Raw genomic sequence first — 16,977 nt, 5'->3', positions numbered from 1 at the left:
ATCAAGGTCTTCCAGGTTTCGGGCAGCTGCTACGAAATCTACGCGCACACCAAGGACGGCAAGCGCGCCGAAGTCTATTTCAACCCGGTGACCGGCGCGGTCGTCCAGAACAACGTTGATTGATCATGGCTGCGGCTCCCCCCCGCGCGGCCATGCCCGACCCTGACCTGGTTCCCCGCCAGGTCAGGGTGTGGGACCCGCTTGTCCGCCTGTTCCACTGGACCGTTGCGGCTGGCGTCATCGCCAACCTGACCTTCCTGCGCGAGGCAAAGAGCGCCCACATCAACGTTGGCTACGTGGTCGTGGCAGCTTTGGCCGTGCGGCTCATCTGGGGCCTGATCGCGCGCGGACACGCCCGCTTCGCCAGCTTCGTGCCGGGCCCGAGCCGGTTTTTCGGCTATGTCAGCGCCATGCTCGGCCGGCGCGAGCCGCGCTATCTGGGCCACAATCCTGCAGGCGCGGCAATGATCGTACTCCTGCTCGTGCTGCTCGCTGTGGTCGGCACCAGCGGCTGGATGATGGGCCTTGATGCCTTCTGGGGCGTGAGCTGGGTCGAGGAATTGCACGAAACCGCCGCAAACGTGCTGATCGGCGCAGTGGCCTTGCACGTGATCGGCGCGATTGCCGAAAGCGTGCGCCATCACGAGAACCTGCCACTCGCGATGATTACCGGCTACAAGCGGGCAGCAGTTGGAACGGATATCGACAATGCGCCTGCTCCTGGTCGAGGATAATGCAAGGCTGGCGAGCCTGATCCGCGAGGGTCTCGATCGTCAGGGCTTTGCGGTCGACTGGTGCGAGACCGTATCCGGAGCCGAGCATGCACTGGCGATCACCATGTATGACCTGTTGCTGCTCGATCTCGGTCTGCCTGACGGCGAAGGACTGGATCTGGTGCGCGGGCTCCGGCGGCGGCAGGACACGATGCCGATTCTCGTCCTGACCGCGCGTGGTGGGCTTGATGACCGGGTGGTCGGTCTGGATGCGGGCGCGGACGATTATCTGGTGAAGCCGTTCCAGATTCCCGAGCTGGCCGCGCGGTGCCGGGCGCTGCTGCGACGGCCCGGCGCATCGCTGGGCACCGAGCTTTCCGCAGGCAATGTCACGCTGCATTCGGCCGAGCGTAGCGTGAAGGTGTCAGGCGAGCCCGTGGTTGCGACTCCGCGCGAGGTGGATCTGCTCGAATGTCTGCTTCGACGGGCGGGGCATGTCGTGGCCAAACTGGCGATCGAGGGCGCGCTCTATTCGATGGACGCGGAAGTAACGCCCAACGCGTTGGAGGCTTGCGTCTCGCGCCTGCGCAAGCGGCTGGCAACAGCCGGGGCGGACGTGCAGATTACGACTGTCCACGGCGTGGGCTATGCGCTGTTCGCGCCGATAGCTGCGCATGGATAAGGCGGGCAACAGCAAGAGGGGCCCTGCCGGCCCCACGCTCTTCCGGCAGATTGCGACGCGGCTGGCCGCTTTCACGCTCCTGTTCGCGCTTCTCGACGTCGGCATCGTTGTATTCACTTACAGCAGCCAGCCTGAATCGCTGGCGCAGGAACTCCTGACTCTGGAAGCCAACAAAGCAGAACGATCGACGGCTCCGGTCCCTGATCTGCTGGCCGGACCACCCGGAGCAGAGCACTGGGCAGCCCGGTATGTCGAGCCAGCTGCTGGTGGATCAGCGCCTCCGCCATCGCGCGTCGATGCGCCCAGCGGCGTCTTGATGGACTGGACTCGCCGCGAGCGCATTCCCGGCGGCTACCGGATTTCGGGGGTCCGTTCGGTGCAGCAGGGCGGGCAGCAGCGGTGGCTTTACATGCAATTCGAAGGCGATGGCATCCGGCCCTATGTGCCCGTGATCGCGAACGAGATCGTGCAGCACGTCGTCCTGCCGCTGATCCCGCTTTCGCTCCTCCTGCTGCTGTTCAACGTGTTCGCCGTCCGCCGGGTGCTGGGGCCGCTGCAGCGCGCAGAGGCCGAAGTCGATGCGCTGGACCCCGACAACGTCCTCCTGCGCCTTTCCGAGGCGCCCGAGCCGCGTGAGGTCAACACGCTGGTACGGGCGGTCAACCGCGCGCTGACCCGGCTGGATAAGACGATGGCGATCCTGCGCGGCTTTACCGCCAATGCCGCGCACGAACTGCGCACGCCGCTGTCGATCATGCAGCTTTCGCTCGACAAGCTGCCACCTGGTCCTTTGCGGGATGACCTTCAGGCGGACACCCAGCATATGGCGCGACTGGTCGGGCAAATGCTCGATCTTGCGCAGGCCGATGCGCTCGCGGTAGAGCCTGATGTGCTGGTCGATCTGGCCGATATCGGGCGAGACATTGTCGGGGCCATGGCGCCCAAGGCGTTCGCGGCGCAGCGCGAATTGCGCTTTGAAGCGGTTGGCGACACCCGCGCGCTAGGCCATGCCGAGGCGATCTACCGCATCTATCGCAACCTGATCGACAATGCCCTGGCCCATGCCCCCGGCGCCACCCCGATCGAGGTCACCGCCGGGCCGGGGCCGCAGCTCAGCGTGCGCGATCACGGGCCAGGCATTGCTGACGAGGACCTGCCGCATATCTTCGAGCGCTTCTGGCGCAAGGATCGCCGCAAGAGCGATGGCGCCGGGCTGGGGCTCGGCATCGTCCAGCGCCTGGCAGAGGCGCATGGCGGCGCGATCACGGCCCGCAATGCGCCCGGCGGCGGAGCGCTGTTCGAGGTCACATTCGCGCCGCCCGAACCGGGCCGATAATCGCACGAGCCTTCATCCCCGTCAGGTTTCTGTCAGGTCTTTGGCCGACCGAAGGTCCGGCCGCGGCCTCCCTTGATGGCCGCCGACCACAGCGCTGTTCCTTGGGCGCGCTGCCGGGCGCAAAATCGGTTGCCGTGAGGATTGGCGAACATGACCAGACCACAGTTGCAGCCCGATCGGCACATCATCTCGCGCAGCAGCCTGCTGAGCCGAGAGGTTGTGCCTTTCGCGCTGATGCTTCTGGCGCTGATCGGCGCTGCGCTCGCTGTCGATGCCGGGCTGCATCTGGCGGGTCTGGTCTGGATCGGCCGCTATCTCGGCATTCCCGGCGTGCTGCTCATCCTCGCCTCGTCAGCCTATTCGCTGCGCAAGCACAAGGTCATCTCCTCGGGCAAGCCGGTTACGTTGCTGCGGCTGCATGAGCGTCTGGCCTGGGCCGGTTCACTGCTGATCCTCGTCCACGCCGGCATCCATTTCAACGCGGTGCTCGCGTGGCTGGCGGTCGCGGCCATGCTGATCAACGTGGCGAGCGGCCTTACCGGAAAATACCTGATGGGGCCCTCGCGCAAGCGGCTGGTGGCGAACCGGGCGCAGCTGCTTGAGGCGGGGTTGTCGGATGGGGCACTCGACGACGAAACCTATTGGGACAGCCTCACCTATGATCTCGTCAAGTCGTGGCGCGTCGTGCATCTGCCGATCACGCTGGCCTTCTGCGTGCTCGCGCTGGCGCACATCGCTTCGACCTTTCTGTTCTGGGGCTGGCACTGATGTGCCGGTGGGGCCTCTGGCTGATGATCGCGGTCCTTGGCGGGTTGATCGCGCTGACGTTTGCGTGGCCGCAAGCGATGGTCGCGCCCGGCCCGGTGATAGCGGCGCATCGCGAAATCGCCGGAAACTGCTTCGCCTGCCACGCACCGCTGCGCGGCGTCTCGGCGCAGCGCTGCACCGCCTGCCACAAACTCACCGACATTGGCCTCCGCACCACCAAGGGTGTGCCGGTGAAAGCCGGTGCCCCCCGGATCGCGTTCCATCGGGCGCTCAGCGAAGCCAACTGCATGGCCTGCCACAGCGATCACACCGGGCCATTGCTGCTGAAAGCGGCGCAGCACCGTTTCGCGCATGCCCTCCTGCGGCCGGATGTGCGCGGGCAGTGTGCCGCATGCCACCGCGCCCCGGCCACGCCGTTTCACGCACAGGCCGGAAGCAATTGCGCGGCTTGCCATTCAGCAAAAGCATGGAAGCCCGCGACGTTCGATCACACGCGGTTCTTTGCCCTGAGCGGGCCACACCAGACGGCCTGCACAACTTGCCACATCGGCGGGAACACCAGCCGCTACACCTGCTTCGGTTGCCACGAACACCAGCCTGACCAGATCCGCGCCAAACATGCTGAGGAAGGCATCCAGAACATCGGCAACTGCGTAGCCTGCCATCGCAGCGGTTCGGGTGAAGGCGCGGAAGGCCACGAAGGCGGGGGTGAAGGTGGGCGCGGTGATTGAAGCAGGTCTGACGCCTGCCGAAGCTGCGGCCCGGCTGGCATCCGATGGCCCAAACGAGCTTGCCCGCGCGGGGCAGCGTTCCGTCCTGCGGATTGCGCTGGGCGTGCTGCGCGAACCGATGCTGGCGCTGCTGCTGCTGGGCGGAGGCGCATATCTGCTGCTCGGGAGCCTGAGCGAGGCACTGATCCTGCTGGCGTTCGCGACGTTCTCCATTGCCGTCACGATCATTCAGGAAGCGCGGACCGAACATGTGCTGGAAGCCCTGCGCGATCTGTCAGCCCCGCGTGCGCTCGTTATCAGGGACGGCACGCGGCTGCGCATTGCCGGGCGCGAGGTGGTGCGCGGCGATCTGATCGTGCTGGCACAGGGTGACCGGATCGCTGCGGACGCGCGGCTGATTGAGGCCCATGATCTGCAGGCCGATGAATCGCTGCTTACAGGCGAATCCGTGCCTGTCGGCAAGATCGCGGCGGCGGCGATCGCGGACGAACCCGCCCCGCGTCCCGGCGGGGATGGCCTGCCGTTCCTCTATTCGGGCTCGCTCGTCACGCGCGGCAGCGGGATCGCGCGCGTTCTGGCTACGGGGCGGCACAGCGAGATCGGGCGCATCGGCCAATCTCTGGCGAGCCTGGAAACGGAAGCCCCGCGTCTGCGGCGCGAAACCACGCGGATCGTGGGTTGGTGCGCCCTGGGTGGCGGCGCTGTGGCGCTCACGGTTGTGCTGCTGTTCGGCCTGCTGCGCGGCGGGTGGATCGAGGCCGTGCTGGCCGGGATCGCCATCGGCATGTCGATGCTGCCGGAGGAGTTTCCGGTTGTGCTCACCATATTCCTCGCGATGGGTGCGTGGCGGATCGGCAAAGTCGGCGTCCTCACCCGCCGCGCCGCCGCGATCGAAACACTGGGTTCGGCCACCGTGCTGTGCACCGACAAGACCGGCACACTGACCGAAAACCGCATGTCGGTGGCGGCGCTGTGGCTGCCTTCGGGCGAGACATTCGCGCTGAAGCCGGGCTCGGTGCTGCCGCAGGGGTTCCACGCACTGGTCGAAACGGCAGCGCTTGCCAGTGCCGAGACGCCAAGCGACCCGATGGAAATCGCGATCCACGGTGCGAGGGGACACGCGGCGCCGCTTGCCGAAACCCACGGCGAACTGGTGCAGGCCTATGCCTTGCGCCCGGACTTGCTGGCGATGTCGAACGTGTGGGACGATGGCGAGGACTTGCGGCTCTCTGCCAAGGGCGCGCCGGAAGCCATTGCCGGGCTGTGCCGCCTGTCGGATGGCGACCACGCGGCGATGAAAGCGGCGGTCGAGGCCATGGCAGAACGGGGCATCCGCGTTCTGGCTGTCGCCACCGCCGCTCCGAAGGACCGCAATTGGGCCAAAAGCCAGCAGGACTATCACTCTACGCTAACCGGACTTGTCGGGCTCGCCGATCCCTTGCGCGCCAGCGTCCCAGCCGCAGTCGCCGAATGCCGCAGCGCGGGTATCCGGGTGGTGATGATCACCGGCGATCATGCCGCGACCGCGCGTGCCATCGCAATCGAGGCGGGAATCGCAGATGGCGATGTCCTGACCGGGGATGACCTTGCCGTACTTGATGATGCCGAATTGGCGCTGCGCCTGAAAGCGGTCACCGTGTTCGCCCGGATCATGCCCGAACAGAAGCTGCGCATCGTCCAGGCCTTCAAGTCCACGGGGGAGATCGTGGCGATGACCGGCGACGGGGTGAACGATGCCCCCTCGCTCAAGTCGGCGCATATCGGCGTGGCAATGGGTCAGCGCGGTACAGATGTGGCGCGCGAGGCAGCGGCAATCGTGCTGCTGCAGGACGACTTCGGCGCGATCGTGCAGGCAGTGCGGCTCGGGCGCCGCATCTACGACAATCTCCGCAAGGCCATGGCCTTCATCTTCGCGGTGCACGTGCCGATAGCCGGCCTTGCCCTGATCCCCTTGCTCTTCGGCTTGCCCCTGCTGTTCGGCCCGATCCACATCGCGCTGCTCGAATTGGTGATCGATCCGGTCTGCGCGCTGGTGTTCGAGGCCGAGGATGACGAGGCCGATATCATGACACGCCCGCCTCGCGTGCCGGACGAGGCGCTGTTCTCTTGGCGCATGATCGCGTGGAGTGTGTTTCAGGGCGGCACGGCACTGGCCTTGCTGGCAACCTTGCTCTTCGCCGAGACCGCAAGCGGCATGGTCGAAAGCGAACTCCGCGCCCTGATGTTCTTCGCCCTGATCGCTGCGGTGCTGGCGCTGACCTTCGTCAACCGCTCGTTCAGCGCATCGCTGGCGCAGGCGCTGCTGCGGCCCAACACGGCCTTGCGCATGGTCCTGCTGGCGGTCACCGCAATCACCGGGGCCATCCTGTTCATCCCGGCAGCACAGACCCTGCTGAAGTTCGGCAAGATCGCGTGGAGCGACATGGCCTTGGCGGGCGGCCTCGGCGTTATGCTGCTGGTGCTGCTCGAAGTGGGCAAGATTGTTCTCGGCCGGTTTCTGATAGGCCGGGGTGATCAGGCGCCGCTCTTCCGCGAGGGCGCGGCATGACCGGGCGACAGGCCCCTCGCGGCGCGCTGGAGCGCGGCTTTCTTATGGTCCTCCTCGTCTCTGCCACGCTCGCCTTTGCCTGGCTGGTCGGGCCGTTCGCCGGCGCGATCCTGTGGGGCGTGATCGCGGCCATTCTGTTCGCGCCGCTCAACGCCGCGCTGCTGCGCCATGCGCCGGGGCGCCCCAACCTGGCCGCAGCGATCACGCTGATGGCCGTCATCGCGGTCGCGGTCGTTCCGGCCATGCTGCTGGGCGCCGCACTGCTGAGTCAGGCCGCGGCGACCTATGCCAGTCTGCAATCGGGCGAAATCGATTTCGCCCGGGGCTTCGCATCGGCCGAGCAGCATCTGCCGCAAGCAGTGCGCGGCTGGCTTGCAGATCTTGGCCTCGGCGATTTCACTCATGTGCGCGAGCGGATCGCCCACACCTTCGCGAGCAGCCTTCAGCCTCTCGCAGGCCGGGCGCTCGATATCGGGCAATGGGCGCTCGCTTTTTTCCTGTCGCTCGGGGTGATGCTGTACCTCACCTTCTTCCTGCTGCGTGACAGCGCGCGGATCCTCGACCGGATCGAAAGCTGCCTGCCGCTTCCGCGCGATCAGCGCAGCGTGCTGATCGCGCGGTTCGTCGCGGTGGTGCGTGCCACGATCAAGGGCAGCCTGGTCGTCGCAGTGCTGCAGGGGCTCACCGGGGGCATCGCATTCTGGATGCTGGGGATCGGCGGCGCGCTGCTGTGGGGCGTGGCGATGGGGGTGTTCTCGCTGTTTCCCGCCATCGGCACCGCGTTCATCTGGGTTCCTGTCACCGCCTGGCTGCTGCTCACGGGCGACCTGTGGCGCGGCGGCGCCTTGTTCCTTGTCGGCTTCTTCATCGTCAGCAGTGTCGACAATGTGGTCCGCCCGATCCTCGTCGGGCGGGATGCGCGGATGCCGGACTACATGGTGCTGATAGCCACGCTCGGCGGGTTCGAACTGATGGGCTTCAACGGCTTCGTGGTCGGGCCGGTGATCGCGGCGCTGTTCATTGCGGTCTGGGACATCTTTCGCGACGTTCGGCCGGCTGCGTAGATTCCGACAGTGTCGCGCGGAAAGGTGCTGCCACATACCTCACGTTCACAGAGGTGAACCCTTACCCCCCCTGCCCCATTGCTTCGGCAGCGTGATCGCGCCGACTCCTGGCAGCCCAAGGCGATGCCGCTGCACGCTCATTCCAATGGGAAGACATCATGCGCAGTGTTTCGCTCACAGCCGCTGTCATGCGCGGGCCGGCATGAGGCTGGGGCTCCGGCTGATGGTCACGCCCGGCGTTCTGGCACTGTCCGCTTGTGTGGTAGGGCCAAACTACCATCCCCCTGCGCTGGCGGTGCTTGCGGTTCCGCCCACTTATTCGGTGCCGCATGACCCTTCAGCGCAAAGCGCCACAGCTCGCTGGTGGAACCAGTTCGGCGACCCGGACCTGACCCGGCTGGAAGAAGCCGGTCTGGCCACCAACCTCGATATCGCGCAGGCCCTCGCGCGGCTGCGCCAGGTGCGCGAGGCTTTGACGCAGGTGCACAGTGCGGCCGTGCCGACGATTTCCGCATCGGGCGGTTATACCCGCACACAGGCGATTGCCGCGCCCGCGGGGGCCAGCCTTTCGGGCGACAGCCTTTCGAGCGCCGCCGACGCGGCCTATCAGGTCGATCTGTTTGGCGGCCGGTCGCGCGCGATCGAAGCGGCGCGCGCCGATAACGAGGCAAGCCGGTTCGACTATGCCGCGGTGGCGCTGACCGTGCAGTCGACCATCGCCAGCACTTATCTGCAAGTCCGCCTGCTGCAGGCCAATCTCGCCAATGCGCAGAAAGCCCGGACCAACCAGACCGACAATCTGCAGATCGCCGATTGGCGTCGGCAGGCGGGGCTGATCAGCCAGTTCGATGTCGATCTGGCGCGGACCCAGCTGGCCCAGACGACGGCAACAATTCCGCAAATTGAAAGCACCCTCAGCCAGACGATCGGCGCGCTGGGTGTGCTGCTCGGCGAGGGTCCCGGGGCCTTGCGCGCCGAACTGGCACAGCCGCAGCAGATCCCCATCGGCCCCGCCGGTCTCGCCGTGGGAATCCCTGCCGATGTACTCAGGCAGCGGCCCGACGTACGCTCCGCCGAACGGGCGCTGGCTGCCGCCACGGCGCGCATCGGCGTGGCAGAGGCTGCGCTCTATCCCGCGCTTGTCCTCGGCGGAAGCATCGGCACCGGTTCGGCCACGCTGTCCAGCCCGTTCGATCTCATCACCGGCCAAGCCTTTGGCGGGATCGCCCAGACTATCTTCGACGGCGGGCGGCTGCGCAGCCAGGTGCGCTCGCAGCGCGCGGCAACCGACGGTGCCTTCGCCCGCTACAAGCTGTCGGTGCTGGTCGCGCTCGAAGATATCGAGAATGCCGTGGTCGCGCTGCAGGCGGCGAACCGGCGCCAAGTCGAGTTCGACCTAGCAGAAACTTCCGCGACATCCTCGGCCGCGCTGGCGCGGCAGCAATATCGCAGCGGGCTGATCGATTATGCCGCGCTGCTGATCACCGAGAACCTGCTGATCACCTCGCGCAACGGGGTGGCGCAAGCGCGCCACGACCGGGCGGCGGCGCTGGTGCAGCTCTATGCGGCGCTCGGCGGTGGCTGGACCAACCGAGACGCCATCCCGGACAGGACTGACAATGGCTGAACCCACCAAACCCGATGCGGCCGTGCCTGCGACCGAAGCGGAAACAACCGATGCCTTTCTGGGCGTCAAGCCGGTGCCCTGGTGGCGGCGCCAGGCCAAATGGCTGGTCCTGGGGCTGATCGCGGTCGTCGTAATCGCGCTGCTGGCACGCTACTACACCGCTGTACCGGCCAACCAGTACGTGAGCCAGCCAATCCATCGCGGGGCGCTGCAAGTCACGGTATCGGCTACCGGGCGATTGGCGCCGGTAAACCAGATCCTTGTCGGCTCGGAACTGTCCGGTCTGGTCACCAAAGTCATGGTCGATGTCAACAACCCGGTCGTTGCCGGCCAGCAGCTGGCGCTGATCGATCCCTCTAGGTTTGCCGATACGGTGAACCAGAGCGCCGCGCAGTTGCGCGCCAGCCAGGGCGCCGTCGCGCTGGCGCAGGCCACCTTGGCGCAGGTCCGGGCGCAGTTGTCGCGGCTGGAGATGGTGTTCCGCCTGTCGGGCGGCAAAGTGCCATCGGATACCGATCTGGCCACCGCACGCGCCGAATACAGCCGCGCCAAGGCCACGCTGGAATCTGCGGTCGCAAATGTAGGGGCAGCACGCGCCGTGGTGTCTTCGGCCACCACCAACCTGACCAAGACCGTGATCCGTTCGCCGGTAAAGGGCGTGGTGCTGACCCGGCAGATCGAACCGGGGCAGACGGTGGCCGCGTCCTTCAACACGCCCACGCTGTTCGTGATCGCGCAGGATCTGGCCCAGATGAAACTGCCGGTTGCCGTCGATGAAGCCGATGTCGGCGAAGTGGCTGAGGGGCAGCAGGCGACATTCACCGTCGATGCCTTCCCTGGCGAACGCTTTCCGGCCACCGTCTCGCGCGTCGATCTCGGCTCGAACCTGACCGCCACCTCGGCCTCGGCCGCGGCAGCGACGACCAATTCGCAGGTCGTCTCGTACAATGCGAACCTCACGGTGGGCAACGCCACTTTGCGGCTGCGCCCCGGCATGACCGCAACGGCCACGATCATAACCAAGGCACGGCTGGGCGTGCTGCTCGTTCCCAATGCCGCCTTGCGCTATACGCCAGCCGCCGCAGGCGCGACCGGCAGAAGTGGCATCACCAGCACGTTGACCATGCGCGGGATCCGCGGCGGCCAAGCTGACAAGACCGCGCAAAAGGGCCGCGGTGCGCGGCAGACCGTCTATGTGCTCGACAAGGGCGTGCCCAAAGCCGTCGACATCCAGACCGGCGCCAGCGATGGCACCTCGACCGAAGTGATCGGCGGTGCACTGCGGCCCGGCATGCAGGTCATCACCGGGCAATTGGCGAGCGGCGCTGGCTGATGGCACCCCTGATCCAGCTCAGCCATGTGACCAAGACCTTCGGCATGGGCGACGCACAATTTCAGGCGTTGAGGGGCGTGGACCTCGAGATCGCGGCCGGTGATTTTGTCGCCATCATGGGGCCCTCGGGTTCAGGCAAATCGACGATGATGAACATTCTGGGGTGCCTCGATGTGCCCAGCAGTGGGCAATACCTGTTCAAGGGCCGAGATGTCGGCACACTCGATCGCGATCAGCGCGCGCTGCTCAGGCGGCGCTATCTCGGCTTTGTATTTCAGGGCTACAATCTGCTCGCGCGTACGTCGGCGCTGGAGAATGTCGAATTGCCGCTGATCTATCGGGGTGACGGGCGCGAAGTGCGGCAGACGCTTTCGCTGGCCGCGCTGACCAAAGTCGGGCTGGCCGATTGGGCAGGGCACACCCCGGCAGAGCTCTCTGGCGGGCAGCAGCAGCGCGTGGCGATCGCCCGCGCGCTTGTCACCAATCCCGAACTCCTGCTGGCTGACGAGCCGACCGGCAATCTCGACAGCGAACGCTCGATCGAAATCATGCGCCTGCTCACAGACCTCAACCAGACCAGCGGCATAACCGTGGTGATGGTGACGCATGAGCCCGACATGGCAAGTTTTGCGCAGCGGATCATTCATTTCAAGGACGGGCTGGTCGATCACGTGGATACCAACCAGCCGGTGCTTGCCTGATGCTGTTCACGACCTTCATTCTCGCCATCCGCTCGATCCGCAGGCACCTGATGCGTTCGTTCCTGACCACGCTGGGCATCATCATCGGCGTGGCCGCCGTGATCACCATGGTAACCCTGGGCGAGGCAACCACGCTGGCCGTGCAGCAGCAGATCGCGAGCCTGGGCAACAACATCCTCCTCGTTCGCCCGGGACAGGGGTTCGGACGGGGCGGCGGCGGGCCGCAACCCGCCGATTTCGACGCGCAGGACGTTGCCGCGATCCGCGATCAGATTGCCGGGATCACCGCCGTTGCGCCGCAGGCGAGCAGTGCCGTCACCGCTGTCTACGAAGGGTCCAACTGGACCACCTCGGTCAATGGCACCACCGCAGACTTCTTCCTGATCCAGCCCTGGCCCCTGATCGCAGGGCGCAGCTTCGAACCCGACGAGGAGCTGGCAGGCAAGGCCGTCTGCATCATAGGCAATACCGTGCGCAAAAACCTCTTCACAAATGGCGGGGCGCCAGACGCGCCGCTCGGCCAGAGGATCCGCCTGAACGGGATTTCCTGCCTGGTCATTGGCCTGCTTTCCACCCGCGGACAGGCCGGTTTCGGCGGAGACCAGGACGATACCGTGATCATGCCGATCAAGACTGTTCAGCGCCGGCTGACCGGAAATCTCGACATCCGGGTGATGCTGGTCGGAGTGGACGAGGCTTACGACAGCCCCACGGTGCAAACCGCGATCACGGGATTGCTGCGCCAGCGGCGCCAGATTACCGGCGACAAGCAGGACGATTTCAACATCTTCGATACCGCGCAGATCAGCGCGACGCTGACCGCAACGACCACCTTGCTGACCGGCATCGTCACGTCCGTCGCGGCGATCAGCCTGGTGGTCGGCGGCATCGGCATCATGAACATCATGCTGGTGTCGGTGACTGAACGCACCCGCGAAATCGGCGTCAGGCTGGCCATCGGCGCGGTGGCGAATGAAGTCCTGACCCAGTTTCTGGTCGAGGCGATCGTATTGTCATGCCTTGGCGGTGTGATCGGCATCGTCTTCGCCCAGGTGATGGTACTGATCATTGCCCCACTGATGCAGGTGCCGTGGTTGTTCGTGCCGCGCATCAACGTCATCGCGTTCCTGATCGCGGCGGCGATCGGCATGGTCTTCGGTTATTTTCCGGCGCGCCGTGCCGCCGGGCTCAATCCGATCGACGCCCTTCGCTACGAATGACGGGACAACGGCTACAAACCTGTTCGTTTTCAGGCTGTCGTCGGCAAATCCCCGATCACCGCAATTGAGGCGTTTGCTGCAAACACCCAGATCGCGCCAATCATGGCCACCAAGAACGCCCAGATGGCAGTATGAAGCAGCGTTATGGCTCGAAGCTGGGAGCCCGGAGTCATCCCATCACGTCGCGATAACGGCTGCGATTGGTCGGCGCGGTGACCATGGCAATTCGGGACCATAGCCAAAGCGCATCACGATATCGGTGCGCCTGCCCGGCAGGCCAACCAGCGCCGCCAGTTCGGGACGGAGACTGGCTACTTCGACCGGCTGTTTGATGAACGCCTGTTTCAACCCGAGCGCCGTCGCCTGCAGCGCAAAGCGCTGGCACGCCTGCCCGACGGCCACCCATTGCGCGGGACTTGCACCGCCGCCGACGAAGACTGCGATGCAGTCGCCGAGACACCCCGGATCCAATCACGGTCGATGGAAGCCGCAAGGACCGATGTCCACTTTCTTTGGCAAGAGAGGCCGTTGTAACCCAGCAATGCCAAGGCCCTGAGTTAGTCGACACCTGACTAGCTCATCAGGGCAATATCTATCACCTCACTTCATTCCTGCAGCGAATATGCACCCTCCAATACCCCCCAGGGTATAAAATCGGTTCATCCGCTCCAGGGTATCGGCTGGTTGGGCGAAACACCCATCAGCCAGATAGTCAGACCGCCCAACCAACTCGGCGAAGTCGCGCAAAGTGCGCGCATGACCTCGCAGCAGCTTGCCGGCTTGATCGAAAGGCAGCAAGAAACGAACTTGGCGATCAAGAAAAGCAGCGGCGAAGAAGCTCGACACGCTCCACAGCGTGATGGCGACGCTCGGACTCAATCTGCAAATGAGCCCGCGCCGCAAGGCCGGCATGGCGAGCACGAACCACACATCTGATTTAGCGCGATAACTGCGCAAATCCTCGGGCTTCTGGCCTGGAGGTATCTCACAAGGCCGTGAGCACCCGAAAGCACCCCCAGAATACCCCTACAGACTCCTCGCTGCGTGCGGATATCTCCGGCCCGTTGTGGATGGGCAACAAGTCCAGATCTGCCAGGGTCCCGGGAATTCTTGCTCATGATCTGGACGCCTACGGCGCCAAGTGGAACCAAATGACCGTATATGGTTGGTAGCGGAGGAGGGACTCGAACCCCCGACACGCGGATTATGATTCCGCTGCTCTAACCGGCTGAGCTACTCCGCCCCGAAGGGTTCCGGCCAAGCGGCGGACACATCCGGCGGCAAGGCAGGCGGGCCTATTAGGCAAGGCTGCCTGCGGGGTCAACAGGGGAATCGGCCTTGCGGCACATGGCTTAACGCCGGACGCGCCCACGGAAGGGCCAGCGGCCCGCCGGCTCCCACGGTCCGCCGAGGTAGCGGTGCAGCGCAATCCCGGCGAAGGCAAATCGCTCCGGCTGCACTGCGGGGGCTAGCGCGGCCTGCAGGGCCTTTGCCTCTGCCCGCAGCACCTTGTTTTGGATGGTGAGGTGGAGACGCGGCACGCCATCGTCCTGCAGCGTGAGCATGCCGTGGAAATGCTCGGCGATCATTGCCCGGACATCGAGCAGCGAGCGGCTTTCGATCGCAAGCGCGGTGCCGGTGCCGAGATCCATCAGGCCGGTCATCTGCGCGGGCGGCGGTGGCAGCTCGGCGGCGAACGCGGCCAGCAGGCGCCGCGCTTCGTCCTCCACGAAGGGCGGCAATGCGCGCAGCAGGGTTACGTGCGCCGGCACCAGGTTGCGGTCCGCCGGATAGTGCGCGCGGCGCAGGGCATCGGCGCGGGACTGGAGCGCGACCGGCAGCTCGGCCGTCACCACCAGCGGGGCCTGCACGGCCGCCTAGAGCTCCCCGCGCGCGCGGCGAATCGCGAACCAGCGGGCGACGTTGGCGTTGTGCTCTTGCAGGGTGGCGGCAAAGACGTGCCCGCCCTTGCCATCGGCGACCATGAACAGCGCGTTGGTCTTGGCCGGATGCAGCACCGCTTCGATCGAAGCCTTGCCCGGATTGGTGATCGGCGCTTTGGGCAGGCCGATCATCGTGTAGGTGTTGTAGGAATTGACTGCCTGAATTTCCGACTGGCGGATGCGCCGCCCCAGCGGCTTGCCGCGCGTGATCGGATAGATGATCGTGGGATCGGCCTGGAGCATCATCCCCTGCCGGATCCGGTTGGAGTAAAGCCCGGCGACCATGCGCCGTTCCGAAGGCTTGCCGGTCTCCTTCTCGACGATCGAGGCCAGAACAACCGCTTCTTCAGGGCTGCGCGCGACAGTATCGGGCGCGCGGTCTGCCCAGAGCTTGGCCAGCGTGCGGGCCATCGCCTGCTGCATCCGGGTCACCACCGCCGTGCGGCTCTCCCCGCGCTGAAAAGCGTAGGTATCAGGCAGGACCGAGCCTTCCGCAAGCGTCGGCACCGGCCCTGTCAGCAGGGTGACCTTGGCGAGGCGTTCCTCCACCATGATCGAGGGCATGCCTTCGGGAATGGTGACCATGCGGCGCACTTCGCCGCCCACACCCTGGAGAATCGCCAGAACGGCCGAGCCGCTGGCATGCGCCGGAATGGCATACTCGCCCGCCTTGAGCGGCTCGCTACCGCCCAGCAGGCGCGCGCGGAGACGGAAGGTATCAGCCGAAGCGACGATGCCTTCCGCTTCCAGCTTCTCCGCCACGCCGGCGAGCGTCGCTCCCTCTGGCACGGAGAAGGTCGCGTCCTTGACCAGCGGGCCGCTGCCATACCAGCCGTAGAGGAAATGGACGCCAAAGGCGCCCACCACCAGCAGCACGGCCAGCGCGATGATCCTGAGGCGGCCTGCTGCTGCCTTTGGCATCGAACGCCGCCTCCCCCGTTTCCGGCTCAGATCGCCTTCACGATCACGCTGGCGTTGGTGCCGCCAAAGCCGAACGAGTTGTTGAGCGCAGCGCGCACGACACGCTTCTTCGCGACCTTGGGCACGAGATCGACGCCTTCGGTGCCTTCATCCGGGTCATCCAGATTGAGCGTGGGCGGCACGATCTGATCGCGGATCGCCAGCACACAGAAGATCGCCTCGACCGCGCCAGCGCCGCCGAGCAGGTGGCCGATGGCCGACTTGGTGCTGCTCATCGAAGCGCCAGACAGATCCGGCCCCAGCACCCGCTTGACTGCTGCCAGTTCGATCGTGTCGGCCATGGTCGAAGTGCCATGGGCGTTGACGTAATCGATGTCGCCCGGCTCCATCCCGGCCTTGCGCAAGGCCATGCGCATGGCGAGTTCGGCGCCCTTGCCTTCGGGGTGCGGCGCGGTGACGTGGTAGGCATCGCCCGAGAGGCCATAGCCGACGACTTCGGCATAGATCTTCGCGCCGCGCGCCTTGGCGTGCTCGTATTCCTCGAGCACGACGACACCGGCGCCCTCGCCCATCACAAATCCGTCGCGGCCCTTGTCATAGGGACGGCTCGCCTGTTCGGGACGGTCGTTGAAGCTGCAGTTGAGCGCGCGTGCCTGGGCAAAGCCAGCGACGCCGAGCGGGTTGATCGTGCTTTCCGAACCGCCCGCGAGCATGATGTCAGCGTCATCGTCGCGGATCATGCGGGCGGCATCGCCGATCGAGTGCGCGCCTGTCGAGCAGGCGGTGACGACGGCATGGTTGGGGCCCATCAGGCCATACTTGATCGAGACCTGGCCCGAGATGAGGTTGATCAGGCGGCCATGCACGAAGTGCGGGCTCACGCGGCCCGGGCCCTTTTCATGCAGGACGATCGATTCGCTCTCGATGCCCGGCAGGCCGCCGATGCCCGAACCGATCGAGCAGCCGGTGCGCATCTTGAGGTCATCGTCCATGTCGGTGAGGCCGGCATCCTCGAGCGCCTGGCCCGCAGCATCGATGCCGTAGACGATGAACGGATCGACCTGACGCTGCACCTTGAAATCGACGCGCTTGTTCGGGTCGAAGCCATAAGGATGATCAGCCGGCTTCACTTCGCAGGCGATCAGGCACTTCTGGCCTGTGGTATCGAAGCGCGTGATCCGCCCCGCACCCGATTTGCCCGCAATGAGATTGGCCCAAACGGTTTCGACATCGGCCCCCAAGGGGGTGACGAGGCCAAGTCCGGTGATGACGACACGGCGCATTTCAGTCTCCGAAACGTCCGCCCGCAACCGGCGAACGAACCTTGAAGCACAACAGGCCCAGACCCCTCACGGGACCGAGCCTGTCGAAGCCCCGGCGGTTCAGCGCC

17 protein-coding genes and 1 tRNA gene are annotated in these 16,977 nt (G+C 65.7%); 12 read left to right on the top strand and 6 right to left on the bottom strand.

Annotation, left to right across the window (positions count from 1 at the left end):
* The 12 genes from Q0071_RS12485 (at position 1) to Q0071_RS12430 (ending at position 12,723) form a co-directional block, all read left to right on the top strand.
* On the top strand, positions 1-123 hold the full coding sequence (locus tag Q0071_RS12485; protein WP_298169640.1) for a PepSY domain-containing protein: 123 nt from the start codon (positions 1-3) through the stop codon (positions 121-123).
* Between the two features lie 29 nt (positions 124-152).
* The gene (locus Q0071_RS12480) at positions 153-734 is read left to right on the top strand and encodes a cytochrome b/b6 domain-containing protein (protein ID WP_298169637.1); all 582 of its coding nucleotides are present in this window, start codon (positions 153-155) and stop codon (positions 732-734) included.
* A complete protein-coding gene (locus Q0071_RS12475) occupies positions 709-1,395 on the top strand; it encodes a response regulator transcription factor (protein WP_298169632.1) in 687 nt (228 codons plus the stop codon). Before Q0071_RS12480 ends, Q0071_RS12475 begins: the two co-directional genes overlap by 26 nt.
* On the top strand, positions 1,388-2,731 hold the full coding sequence (locus Q0071_RS12470) for a HAMP domain-containing sensor histidine kinase (RefSeq protein WP_298169630.1): 1,344 nt from the start codon (positions 1,388-1,390) through the stop codon (positions 2,729-2,731). Before Q0071_RS12475 ends, Q0071_RS12470 begins: the two co-directional genes overlap by 8 nt.
* Before the next feature lie 150 nt (positions 2,732-2,881).
* A complete protein-coding gene (locus Q0071_RS12465) occupies positions 2,882-3,499 on the top strand; it encodes a hypothetical protein (protein WP_298169627.1) in 618 nt (205 codons plus the stop codon).
* 23 nt (positions 3,500-3,522) lie between these two features.
* Positions 3,523-4,230 (top strand): cytochrome c3 family protein, encoded by a 708-nt coding sequence (locus Q0071_RS12460; protein ID WP_298169624.1) that lies wholly within the window; start codon positions 3,523-3,525, stop codon positions 4,228-4,230.
* Positions 4,223-6,778: a cation-translocating P-type ATPase gene (locus Q0071_RS12455; RefSeq protein WP_298169621.1), complete on the top strand. Its 2,556-nt coding sequence runs from the start codon at positions 4,223-4,225 to the stop codon at positions 6,776-6,778. Before Q0071_RS12460 ends, Q0071_RS12455 begins: the two co-directional genes overlap by 8 nt.
* Positions 6,775-7,842, top strand: a complete 1,068-nt coding sequence (locus tag Q0071_RS12450; RefSeq protein ID WP_298169618.1) for an AI-2E family transporter — start codon at positions 6,775-6,777, stop codon at positions 7,840-7,842. The genes Q0071_RS12455 and Q0071_RS12450 overlap by 4 nt, the downstream gene beginning before the upstream one ends.
* 202 nt (positions 7,843-8,044) lie before the next feature.
* Positions 8,045-9,469 carry an efflux transporter outer membrane subunit gene (locus Q0071_RS12445; RefSeq protein ID WP_298169615.1) on the top strand — a complete coding sequence of 475 codons (1,425 nt, stop codon included), beginning with the start codon at positions 8,045-8,047 and terminating at the stop codon, positions 9,467-9,469.
* Positions 9,462-10,802, top strand: a complete 1,341-nt coding sequence (locus Q0071_RS12440; RefSeq protein WP_298169612.1) for an efflux RND transporter periplasmic adaptor subunit — start codon at positions 9,462-9,464, stop codon at positions 10,800-10,802. Before Q0071_RS12445 ends, Q0071_RS12440 begins: the two co-directional genes overlap by 8 nt.
* Positions 10,802-11,503: an ABC transporter ATP-binding protein gene (locus Q0071_RS12435; RefSeq protein WP_298169609.1), complete on the top strand. Its 702-nt coding sequence runs from the start codon at positions 10,802-10,804 to the stop codon at positions 11,501-11,503. Before Q0071_RS12440 ends, Q0071_RS12435 begins: the two co-directional genes overlap by 1 nt.
* Entirely contained in the window at positions 11,503-12,723 is a 1,221-nt protein-coding gene (locus tag Q0071_RS12430; protein WP_298169606.1) for an ABC transporter permease, read from the top strand. The genes Q0071_RS12435 and Q0071_RS12430 overlap by 1 nt, the downstream gene beginning before the upstream one ends.
* A gap of 177 nt (positions 12,724-12,900) precedes the next feature.
* On the opposite strand, the gene Q0071_RS12425 is transcribed toward Q0071_RS12430, so the two are convergent.
* The 6 genes from Q0071_RS12425 to fabF all read right to left on the bottom strand — a co-directional run bounded on the left by Q0071_RS12425 (position 12,901) and on the right by fabF (position 16,870).
* A complete protein-coding gene (locus Q0071_RS12425; RefSeq protein WP_298169603.1) occupies positions 12,901-13,194 on the bottom strand; it encodes a hypothetical protein in 294 nt (97 codons plus the stop codon).
* Positions 13,195-13,323: 129 nt separating this feature from the next.
* Positions 13,324-13,653: a hypothetical protein gene (locus tag Q0071_RS12420; RefSeq protein WP_298169601.1), complete on the bottom strand. Its 330-nt coding sequence runs from the start codon at positions 13,651-13,653 to the stop codon at positions 13,324-13,326.
* A gap of 236 nt (positions 13,654-13,889) precedes the next feature.
* Positions 13,890-13,966, bottom strand: a tRNA-Met gene (locus tag Q0071_RS12415).
* Positions 13,967-14,075: 109 nt separating this feature from the next.
* Entirely contained in the window at positions 14,076-14,594 is a 519-nt protein-coding gene (locus tag Q0071_RS12410; RefSeq protein WP_298169598.1) for a 2'-5' RNA ligase family protein, read from the bottom strand.
* A 6-nt stretch (positions 14,595-14,600) separates the two neighbouring features.
* Complete coding sequence (gene mltG / locus Q0071_RS12405) at positions 14,601-15,587, bottom strand: endolytic transglycosylase MltG (RefSeq protein ID WP_298169595.1); 987 nt, start codon at positions 15,585-15,587, stop codon at positions 14,601-14,603.
* Between the two features lie 26 nt (positions 15,588-15,613).
* Positions 15,614-16,870, bottom strand: coding sequence for a beta-ketoacyl-ACP synthase II (gene fabF, locus Q0071_RS12400; RefSeq protein ID WP_298169592.1), 1,257 nt, complete (start codon positions 16,868-16,870; stop codon positions 15,614-15,616).
* Positions 16,871-16,977: the final 107 nt, after the last annotated feature.

The sequence above is a fragment of the Novosphingobium sp. genome, assembly GCF_027486195.1.
Taxonomy (GTDB): domain Bacteria; phylum Pseudomonadota; class Alphaproteobacteria; order Sphingomonadales; family Sphingomonadaceae; genus Novosphingobium.
This window is presented reverse-complemented; position numbering and strand designations above follow the sequence as displayed.